We start from the raw sequence: 9,510 nt of genomic DNA on the forward strand, positions 1-9,510 counted from the left end.
GCACGCCGAAAGAACCATCGATTTTTGCGAAGTGTTTCTTCACGACGCTTCACTGCTGTCCGCCTGCATTCCTGTGGCGCCTGTCCGCATCGCAAGGCTTTCTGCCGCCTGCCAACAAAGCGCGGCGTTGTGTTGATACATAGTTGGACAGCAAAGCCTGACGCATTGCCTAAAAACCGATAGAAATCAAGTGCTTGTAACCACGGGCGCATGTTTTGCTTGAGGCTGTCGCCCGTGGCAAGCCCAGGGGGCGTGCAGTTCTGGACACGAGGAAAGCACCATGACGCAATCGAGAAAGCAGGAGCCGATGCACACCATGAGACATGACGGCATGCGCGCCACTTACCGCTCGCGCCCGCATGACATCCACAACCTCTACGTCAGCCTGAAGCAATGGCGTATCTTTCATGCCGTGATCGACTGTGGCGGATTCGCGGAAGCGGCCAAGTCGCTTCACCTCAGCCAGTCCACGATCAGCTATACGGTATCGAAGCTGCAGGAGCAGCTCGGCACGCAGCTGTTGCGTATCGAAGGACGCAAAGCCATCCTTACGCCGGAAGGGCGCGCGCTACTGGAGCGATCGCGCAATGTGCTCAAGGAAGCGGTCGAGCTGGAAACCTTTGCCAAGAACCTCGGCCAAGGCTGGGGTGACGAGGTGCGCCTGGTGGTCGACCACAACTTTCCCGTGCATCTCCTGACCCAGGCCCTCAGCCGCTTCGCCGAGATCGGCAAGGGTGCCGCGCATGTGCGGTTGCGCGAGGTGCCGACCCTGCAGGCGGAAGACATCGTGCGCGATCCGAACGTGGATCTCGCCATCAGCGAGCGCGTGCCGCTCGGCTATCTCGGCGAGCCACTGACCGAGGTCGAATATGTTGCCGTCGCCCACCCGGCGCATCCGCTGATGCAGCTGGGCAGGGAGCCGAGTTCGATCGACCTCGGCCGGCATATCCAGATCGACATGGGCCCGGTGAACGCGACCAGCAAGGCGGGCAACCGAGGTCCCAAGCAAGTGCGCCGCTGGACCATGAACAGTTTCGATACGGTTGTCGCCGCCGCCTGCGAGGGCCTGGGCTATGCGTGGCTGCCCAAGCATCGCGTGCAGAAATGGCTGGACCAGGGTCAGTTGGCTTGCCTGCCCCTGGTCGACAAGGTGTCGCACAAATCGATGCTGTACCTGATCCACGGACGACCGTGGTTCACCACGCCGGCAGCGACACGGCTGGCCGAGGTGTTGCGCAGCTTTGCGGCAAAGGACGGCGATCGCCGCAGCGAAGCGTTGCGGGGCGAAATGGGAGAGGGGTGAGAAAGAAGCGGGGCGCCTCGCGCCCCGGACATGATCAGGTACAGCCGGAGGACGCTTACTTGTGCACTTCCATGTCCGGCCTTGCTGCAGCCATGAAGGGCGCATGGCCGGGTGTCACCGAATCCGGCCGGATGTTGTACTTCTCGATCAGGCGGTAGAGCGTCACGCGCGAAACGCCGAGCAGCGATGCGGCGCGCGAGATCTGGTTGCGCGACTGCGAGAGCGCGCGCCGGATCATCATGCGCTCGGCTGCGGCTCGCGCGTCTTCAAGCGACATCAGCTGCGACTGGTCATTGCTGCGATCCAGGCCGAGGTCTTCCGGCTGGATGAAGCGTCCTTCCGCCATCACTGTTGCGCGCTGCACGCGATTGACGAGCTCACGCACATTGCCGGGCCAGGAATGGCTCAGCATCGCATTCATCGCCGCCTTCGAGAAGCCGCGCAGGCTGCGGTTGTGCATGCCGGCGAACTGGCTGAAGTAATGCTTGGCGATGTCCTCGATATCCTGTCCGCGGTCGGCCAGCGGTGGCATGTCGATGCAGACCACGTTGATGCGGTAGTAGAGGTCTTCGCGGAAGCGTCCCTGGCGCACGGCTTCGGCAAGGTCGATATGGGTCGCGGCGATCACGCGCACATCGATCTCGATCGAGTCGTTGCCGCCCACGCGCTCGATGGTCTTTTCCTGCAGGAAGCGCAGCAGGTTCACCTGCATGTCGAAGGGCATGTCGCCGATCTCGTCCAGGAACAGCGTACCGCCCTGTGCCGCTTCGATGCGGCCGATCTTGCGCTGGCTGGCGCCGGTGAATGCGCCCTTTTCGTAGCCGAACAGCTCGGACTGGAACAGCTGCGGCGCGATGGCGCCGCAATTGACCGCGACGAAGGGCGCATCGCGCCGCGCGGACTGGCGGTGGATGGACAGCGCCGCCAGTTCCTTGCCGGTGCCAGAGGGGCCGGAGATCAGCACGGAAGCATCGGTGCGCGCCACCTTGTAGAGCTGGCTGAACAGCTGCTGCATCTGCGGCGTGCGGCCGACCATCACAAGGTCGTTGTTGTCGGGCGCCGGCGCAGGCGACGCATCGCGCTTGAGGTCGCGCATGAAGGCCATGCCCCATGCGTGGCGCAGCGTGAGCGCGATATGGTCGAGGTCGGCGGGCAGGGTGATGAAATTGAACAGGTGCTCGGCGATGAACTCGCGCATGCGCGGCATCGAGATCAATTCCTGCGCAATCAGGCCAACCCACGAAATGCGGTTGTTGCTGACGAAGGGTTCGATCTTGTCGAGGTGGTCGAGCTCGGAGTCCTGGGAAATGATGAGCAGGCCGACCCGGCAACCGTTCTCGACCGCCTGGTAGGCGGATTCGAGCGTGAAGCATTCAACCAGGTTGAGCCCGTGATCGCGCAGCGTTTCAGTGTAGGGGCAGGGCTGGCTGGTGCGGACGGTGAGCCGGAGCACCAGCACCGGCTGTGCCGCCGACGCAGAATTGGAGACGTTAAGCATGTCGCATGACCCTTGTTCGTGTTGTATGGGACCGGGGCGCGGCGGCATGTCCTCCGCACGGCTTTGGCAGATGCTGACAAGCTGCCCGACGCCGCTAAATGTTGCGGCAATTTGCCTCTCGGAGGGCCGGTCAAAACGTGATCAATGGCCGAGATTACCGTCTTTTAATCACCCGAACAATGCCATAAATGCGGGAGTTGACAACAACAGAATCGCGGTTTGTGCTCCGTCAAATCTGGATTTCTTGCATGAAATCCGCACAAATAAAGGCTTTCCAGAGCATTTCATGCCAAAACCCGCATGGCTATTGGATGTCCGGATTTGTTACGTTAAAAATTTAATTTCCGAACGGCAATTGAATGCTGGCAAGTTCTAGCCCGGTAAGCGGGTTACGCAACGCCACAAGTCGTGACCGGAATCGGCGTACTTCTTTTCGAAGGGGGTGATCGGATCGGAAGCAACGAACGATTCCGCACACACCACGACGCCGGCCAGCTGCGAAAGTGCCGCCGCGAATTCCTCAACGTAGATGCGCCAATTGCTGCGGCATTCAATCGTGCCGCCAAGGGCTGCGACAGCAGGAAAGACCGCGTGGCCATGCCAGCGCCGCGCGAGATGGCCGATCTTCGGCCAGGGATTGGGATAGAGGATGAAGTGTTTCACCGGCCGTACGCCTGCGGCAAGCATCAGGCGCCAGTAATCGACGAGGTCGGCGCGCACGCAAATGAAGTTCGCGGGCAGTTGTCCTTCCCACTCGGTATTGCGAGCCAGCCGGTCTGCCGACTGGTCGACGCCGATCACGAAATGATCGGGATACATTCGCGCAAGATGCCGCGTCGACAGTCCCACGCCGCAGCCGGCGTCGAGGATCAAGGGCGGCGAACCGGCGGCGTGCCAGGCTGCGATGCTCGCATCGAAGGCCTCACGGTTGTAGGGCATGAAGGGCTTGCGGAATTCCGATTGCGCATGCCGCGCCACGAGGCTGTGCAACTGTTCGTGTATGCCCGTCTGGGCACTGCTGATGGGACTTGAGTTCGCGTACATGCAGCCTCACGCCCATACACGCGATGCAAATGACTGGACCATCTGAAGCCTCGCTGATTGCTTCCCGCAATGCAAAGACGATTCCCTGCACGGACGTGGTCCGTGTCATGTGTCTTGCGTTGGAAAGGAAGCAGACTGATATTGCCCGCCATCATGCCACAGGGCAGCAATCAGGCACAGTCTCAGCGAGGTCCGGGAAGTCCACAGAATGCCTTGTATTCTGTGGCGGCGGTTTGTAATTAGTGCAGTGTGACCGGTTGACGCATCAGCGCGTCGTATTTGCCGAGGAAGTCATCGATTTCTTCCACCGTTGGTTCGGTTGCGATCAGGTTTTCCACCTCTTCGCGGAAGGACTTGGCGAGCGTTCCGCCAATGAAGATCTCGCGCTTGCCGGATTTGTCCATGATTTCATATCCGCCAAAGCGCAAGGCCTCCCGTCCATCATCGGCCCCGAACTCGACGACGCTGTACTGCTCGCTGTTGTAGATCAAGTTCATTTTGCGCTCCTTCTGCTCCGGGAAAATTGAAGGTTACCCCTCATCCATGATGCAAAAATGGGGCCACCTGCATGGATTTCAAGCTATCGCGGCATTGCGCGGTGCGGACCGTGAAAAAGCTGCACTCTTGTAAGAAAGATCGACACTAAGCGTGCAAATCTTTAGTCAGCGCGAGCAAATTGTCGTAAGGCGGTGCGGTAAGGAATGCACGGATCTGTTCGAGATGGGCCGACGTTGCCAATCCGATATACAACTGCTCCGGCTTGCCGCGCAGCAGCCGGTTAAGCGTGACGCGCATGGTGAGGTTGCCTGTGCAACACACGCAGCCGGGAGCAATGCGGACGATATGGAGATGCGGGGCATCGGCGTCAAGACCGGATTGTGCATCCGGGATGCCTTCGAGAATGATGGCCGTGTCGACAGTAGATGTCATTGCCGCGCGGATCGCGGCCTCACGCAACGCCGGCGTTGCACCGGTGACGAGGGTGGCTGGAATCACCCTTTGCGGGACACTTTGCTCGGTTCCACGCCCAGCTGCTTGAGCTTGCGGTACAGGTGGGTGCGTTCCAGACCGGTTTTCTCCGCGACGCGCGTCATGCTGCCGCCTTCGCGCATCAGGTGGTGTTCGAAGTAGGCGCGTTCGAAGGCATCGCGCGCTTCGCGCAGCGGCAGGTCGAAGGATAGTCCGAACAAGTGTGCGTCGCCAGCAGGAGTGGCCGCTGCAGGGAGACCCACGCTCGGTGTCATGCCCATCGGTGCAGGACTGTAGCCGGCAGGTGCGGGAATGCTGGTTTCCTCGACCGGCGCCGGGACGGGCCGCGCATGGTAGACCGGTGCGGGACGCAAGACTTCGGTGGTGCGTGAAAGTCCCTGCTGTACAGCCTTCAGCAGCTTTTGCAGTGCGATCGGTTTCTCCAGGAAATTCAGCGCGCCGATGCGGGTCGCCTCGACTGCCGTATCGATGGTCGCATGGCCCGACATCATGATCACGGGCATGGTGAGCAGGCCATCGCGCTGCCATTCCTTGAGCAGTGTTACGCCATCCGTATCCGGCATCCAGATGTCGAGCAGCACGAGGTCGGGTGTGCCTTGCGCACGCGCATCGCGCGCCTGCTGCGCATTTTCCGCCATGAGGACGACGTGACCTTCGTCACCGAGAATTTCCGAGAGCAATTCCCGGATTCCCATTTCATCATCGACTACCAGAATGTTTGCCATATGCTTACCTTGTTGCTTCCACTGTCGCTGAATTATTGTTGATGTGCGTCGTACAGGAGCATGAGAGTTGTCACGATTTGTTTCAGGCCGCGGCCAGATTCTCGTCCGGCGCTAACTTTAACAGCAAAATTGCCACCTTGGCACCGCTGCCGCTCGACCGGTTCCTGATGTCGATGCGGCCGCCGTGCTCATCCACGATTTTCTTCACCATCGCCAGGCCGAGTCCCGTTCCGCGCGACTTCGATGTCACGTAGGGCTCGAATGCGCGCCCCAGTATCTTTGACGAAAATCCGGGCCCGTTGTCGCCGACCGTGAGGCGCACCGCTGTCTTGTGATCGCCATCGGAATCGTCGTAATGCACTGCCTCGGTCGTCACCTCGATATGCGGCTTGTTGTCCGGCAACGTCCGGTCGGCGACAGCATCCTGCGCATTCTGCAGGAGATTATGAATCACCTGCCTCAGCTGCGTTGCATCACCCATCACCTTCGGCAAGTCGGGACTGAGCGAGGCCTGGATCACATCACGGTCGTCGCCGCCGACATACAAGTGCAGGATTTCCTCGACCAGTCCATTGAGGTCGAGCGGCGACAGCACCGCGGGCGGTGTCTTCGCGTAATCGCGGAAATCGTCCACCATGCGCTTCATGGCCGCCACCTGGTTGACGATGGTGGCGGTACTCTTGGTCAGCACCGCAGCATCCTGTCCTTCCAGCTTCGGCTCGAGCTTCATCTGCAGGCGCTCGGCCGAGAGCTGGATCGGCGTGAGCGGATTCTTGATTTCGTGCGCGAGACGGCGCGCAACTTCGCCCCAGGCAATCGAACGCTGCGCCGAAATCACGTCGGTGATGTCATCGAACACTACGATGTAACCCGTGCCGCCCGCCACCGGCAGGTAAGAGCCGCGTGCCAGCAGCGTGATGTCGTTGTCGCCGTCGGGCTCGGCGCTGCGCCGCGGCACCTCGATCTGCTTTTGCCAGTGGAGGTCACCGGCCGGCGTATCGCCCGCCGATTGCGCGCGCTGCTCCGAGAAGGCCTTCGTGATCGCATTGGCCATCGGCTCCAGTCCGTCGATCGTGGACAGGGGCTTGCCGATATGGACATCGAAATCGTTCAGCAGGATGCGCTCCACCGATTCATTGCAGGTCACCAGCCTGAACTGGCTGTCCAGCACCATCACGCCGGCCGACATGTTGGCCAGCACCGATTCCAGGTACGCCTTTGCGTTGGACAACGCGGCACGGTTGCGTTCAGCCGATGCGCGCGCTTCCGACAGTTGTCGCGTCATCGTGTTGAACGATTGTGTCAGCGTGCCCAGTTCATCTGACGTCGCGACAATCGGCCGCGGCGACAGATTGCCCTCTGCCACGGCCTTGGTGCCTTCGGCCAGCACCAGCAGCGGCTGCGCAAGATCGCCCGCGATCAGGAACGCCGCGGCGATCGCACCGAAGATGGCGAGCAGCAGCGTCAACGTCAATGTCACGATATAAATCTTGCGCAGGCCGACCCGTGCCAGCGAGCGCTCCTGGTATTCGCTGTAGGCTGCGCGCAGCGCCTCCGCGTTGGCGGCCAGGTGGGCCGGAACGGGCTGCAGCAGCTGCAGGAAACGGGTCTCGCTCTGCAGCGACAGGTCGGAATTCGATGCCGGGATTTCCACCACCACACGCAGGCGCAGGTCGGCCGGCGCATTGTCCTTCGCCTGGATGTCGCTGGAATCGAACCCGCCCTCGATAGCCGCGAAGGCGCGCGACATGCGCGCCTGGCGCAGCATCGCTGCAGTCGGGAGGTCCGGCACCAGAGAGCCGAGCTTGCCGCCGACGGTCGCGACAATATGACCGTTGGAAGTAACAATAGTTGCTTCCTGCATTTGACTTTGATCACGCAGGCGGGACAACTGGGTGACTTGCGATGTCTCGGAAATATCCGACAGTTCGAGGGCGAAAGTGCGCGCCTTCGCGGTCAGGTCTGCGAGTGATGCGTCGAGCGCGGTGCGGCCGAGCGTGAGGCCGGATTCCAGCGCCGATTCCACGCGCACGTCGAACCAGGATTCGATGGAGCGCGATACGAACTGCACCGACACCATGTAGATGACCGAGCCGGGCAGGATACCCACCACGGCGAACAGCAGCACCAGCCGCGTCATCAGCCGCGAGCCGAATTCGCCGCGCTTGCGCCCTCGATAGAGGCGCGTCAGCAGCAGCGCGACCAGCGCCAGCAGGGCAACCGCGATCAGCGCGTTCAGGACCAGCAGCTCGGGATAGTGCTGGTCGAAGAAGGCCGAGTTCTCGGAAGCAGAAGCGAGCAGGAACAGCAGGATGCTGACGACCGCGCCGCCGACGATCAGGAAATATCGCAGGAACCGTTGCACCTTATTCCGCCCTGAACGTGAATTGCTTCCAGTCGGAAGAGAAGCGCCAGTCCGAGCTGTTCATCGCGTGGACCTGGAACGGTTTCGGCAGGCGCGCCACGTCCAGTCCCATGCGGACGGCGACGGTATAGATCTCGCCCGACTTGAGCGCACCTTTCTCCGCCACGACCCAGCGGCTCGGGCGCCGCACCAGCGACAGTGCATCGTCCAGCGAATTGAACGTCTGTTGCAGGCGGCCGCTGATGGACGCGTGGTACTGATGCGTCAGGACATTGTAGGAAATGCGAATGGTTTGCGCGGCCGACACGGCCTTTTCGTCAAACCAGTACCAGCGCGGACGTGTGAGCTGGACTTCCGTCGTGAAGTAAAGCGGGACGCCGCGCGTCACTGCGTCTTCCAGGCCGCGCGTCAGTTCGAACGACAGTCCGAGGGCGATCTTGTAGCCGTCGTCGCTGTATTCCAGCGCCGCCTGCGTTATCTCGACGCCTTCCGCGCGCGCCGACGAAGGTGCGAGCGCAGCCGTCAGCAGCATGGCGGCCAGCATCCAGCTTGTCAGCAGGTGAAGGACAGGGCGGATCAATCGCACGGGTGCAGGTCGGTCACGGGGAGGATCGTTACAGGTCGGCGAAAATACTATCAGACCCCATCTTTTTGGAACAGCGCATAGAACAAGCCATCGTGATCTTGTTGCATGTCCGCGGTAGGCAGGAGCTGGCCGGGGGCGGGCAGGCGGATGGCATTGTTCCGTTCCGCAAACGCAGCAGCTTGCAGCTCGGACTCCCGCGGCCAGAGCGAGCAGGTGACCAATGCCAATTTACCACCGGGCTTGAGCATCTGCCAAAGGTTGTCGAGGATGCGCGCGGAAAGTGTTGCAAGCTGCGCCGCATCTTCCTTGCGCCGCAACCAGCGGATGTCGGGATGCCGCCGCACGATGCCTGAGGCGGTGCAGGGCACGTCGGCAAGGATGCGGTCGAACGGGCGGCCATCCCACCAGTCGCGGCTGCTGGCGTCGCCCGCCTTCAGCGCGGCCTTCAGCTTCAGCCGGTCGAGATTCTCGGTAATGCGGGCCAGGCGCGCCCGGTCGCTGTCGAGCGCGAGCAGGTCGATGTCCGCGCATTCCAGCATGTGCCCGGTCTTGCCTCCCGGCGCAGCGCAGGCGTCGAGCACGCGCATGCCGTCATGCAGGTCGAGCAGCGGCGTGGCCAGCTGGGCCGCCGCATCCTGCACGGACACGATGCCTTCGGCGAAACCGGGGATCTGCGATACCGGCACCGGCTTGTCCAGCCGTACGGCGGAAGGGCCGATCGCGGCCGCGCCGATCTGCGCGTCGGCCAGCGTGCGCAGGTATTGTTCAACGCTGGCCTTGCGGCGGTTCACGCGCAGCGTGAGCGGCGGCGCACGGTTGCCCGCAGCAAGGATGCCTTCCCATTGCTGCGGATAGGCTGCGCGCAGCGTGTCGATCCACCATTGCGGATAGTTCCAGCGACCGGGACCGTGTTTTACCGCCTGCGGCATCAGTGTCTCGCGCTCGCGCAGGAAGCGTCGCAGCACCGCGTTCACCATGCCTTTCGCATGGCTGATCGTG

The 9,510-nt window shown here is 61.9% G+C and carries 9 protein-coding genes; 1 reads left to right on the forward strand and 8 read right to left on the reverse strand.

Annotated features, from left to right (window positions below; all coding sequences use genetic code 11):
- Positions 1 to 280: 280 nt before the first annotated feature.
- Positions 281 to 1,303: a LysR family transcriptional regulator gene (locus AYR66_RS19000; protein WP_088708799.1), complete on the forward strand. Its 1,023-nt coding sequence runs from the start codon at positions 281 to 283 to the stop codon at positions 1,301 to 1,303.
- A 55-nt stretch (positions 1,304 to 1,358) separates the two neighbouring features.
- On the opposite strand, the gene AYR66_RS19005 is transcribed toward AYR66_RS19000, so the two are convergent.
- From AYR66_RS19005 to rsmB, 8 genes are all read right to left on the reverse strand, one after another.
- Complete coding sequence (locus AYR66_RS19005) at positions 1,359 to 2,801, reverse strand: sigma-54 interaction domain-containing protein (RefSeq protein ID WP_234814943.1); 1,443 nt, start codon at positions 2,799 to 2,801, stop codon at positions 1,359 to 1,361.
- A 372-nt stretch (positions 2,802 to 3,173) separates the two neighbouring features.
- On the reverse strand, positions 3,174 to 3,845 hold the full coding sequence (trmB, locus tag AYR66_RS19010; RefSeq protein ID WP_088708801.1) for a tRNA (guanine(46)-N(7))-methyltransferase TrmB: 672 nt from the start codon (positions 3,843 to 3,845) through the stop codon (positions 3,174 to 3,176).
- Positions 3,846 to 4,084: 239 nt separating this feature from the next.
- The gene (locus AYR66_RS19015; protein ID WP_088708802.1) at positions 4,085 to 4,342 is read right to left on the reverse strand and encodes a BTH_I0359 family protein; all 258 of its coding nucleotides are present in this window, start codon (positions 4,340 to 4,342) and stop codon (positions 4,085 to 4,087) included.
- A 145-nt stretch (positions 4,343 to 4,487) separates the two neighbouring features.
- Positions 4,488 to 4,841, reverse strand: a complete 354-nt coding sequence (locus AYR66_RS19020) for a GTPase (RefSeq protein WP_088708803.1) — start codon at positions 4,839 to 4,841, stop codon at positions 4,488 to 4,490.
- Complete coding sequence (locus tag AYR66_RS19025) at positions 4,838 to 5,560, reverse strand: response regulator (RefSeq protein WP_088708804.1); 723 nt, start codon at positions 5,558 to 5,560, stop codon at positions 4,838 to 4,840. The genes AYR66_RS19020 and AYR66_RS19025 overlap by 4 nt, the downstream gene beginning before the upstream one ends.
- 82 nt (positions 5,561 to 5,642) lie before the next feature.
- A complete protein-coding gene (locus AYR66_RS19030) occupies positions 5,643 to 7,925 on the reverse strand; it encodes a sensor histidine kinase (protein ID WP_088708805.1) in 2,283 nt (760 codons plus the stop codon).
- 1 nt (position 7,926) lies between these two features.
- Positions 7,927 to 8,457, reverse strand: coding sequence for a DUF4390 domain-containing protein (locus AYR66_RS19035; protein WP_088709932.1), 531 nt, complete (start codon positions 8,455 to 8,457; stop codon positions 7,927 to 7,929).
- A 104-nt stretch (positions 8,458 to 8,561) separates the two neighbouring features.
- On the reverse strand, positions 8,562 to 9,510 hold a 949-nt coding region (gene rsmB / locus AYR66_RS19040; RefSeq protein ID WP_141104276.1), incomplete at its 5' end, for a 16S rRNA (cytosine(967)-C(5))-methyltransferase RsmB.

The sequence above is a fragment of the Noviherbaspirillum denitrificans genome (assembly GCF_002211445.1).
GTDB classification, from domain to species: Bacteria; Pseudomonadota; Gammaproteobacteria; order Burkholderiales; family Burkholderiaceae_D; genus Noviherbaspirillum; species Noviherbaspirillum denitrificans.

What these genes read in the sequence shown, in the direction of transcription:
- AYR66_RS19035 (WP_088709932.1), bottom strand. Translation starts at nt 8,457, where the DNA reads ATGCTGCTGACGGCTGCGCTCGCACCTTCGTCGGCGCGCGCGGAAGGC.
- AYR66_RS19000 (WP_088708799.1), top strand. Translation starts at nt 281, where the DNA reads ATGACGCAATCGAGAAAGCAGGAGCCGATGCACACCATGAGACATGAC.
- AYR66_RS19025 (WP_088708804.1), bottom strand. Translation starts at nt 5,560, where the DNA reads ATGGCAAACATTCTGGTAGTCGATGATGAAATGGGAATCCGGGAATTG.
- trmB (WP_088708801.1), bottom strand. Translation starts at nt 3,845, where the DNA reads ATGTACGCGAACTCAAGTCCCATCAGCAGTGCCCAGACGGGCATACAC.
- AYR66_RS19015 (WP_088708802.1), bottom strand. Translation starts at nt 4,342, where the DNA reads ATGAACTTGATCTACAACAGCGAGCAGTACAGCGTCGTCGAGTTCGGG.
- AYR66_RS19005 (WP_234814943.1), bottom strand. Translation starts at nt 2,801, where the DNA reads ATGCTTAACGTCTCCAATTCTGCGTCGGCGGCACAGCCGGTGCTGGTG.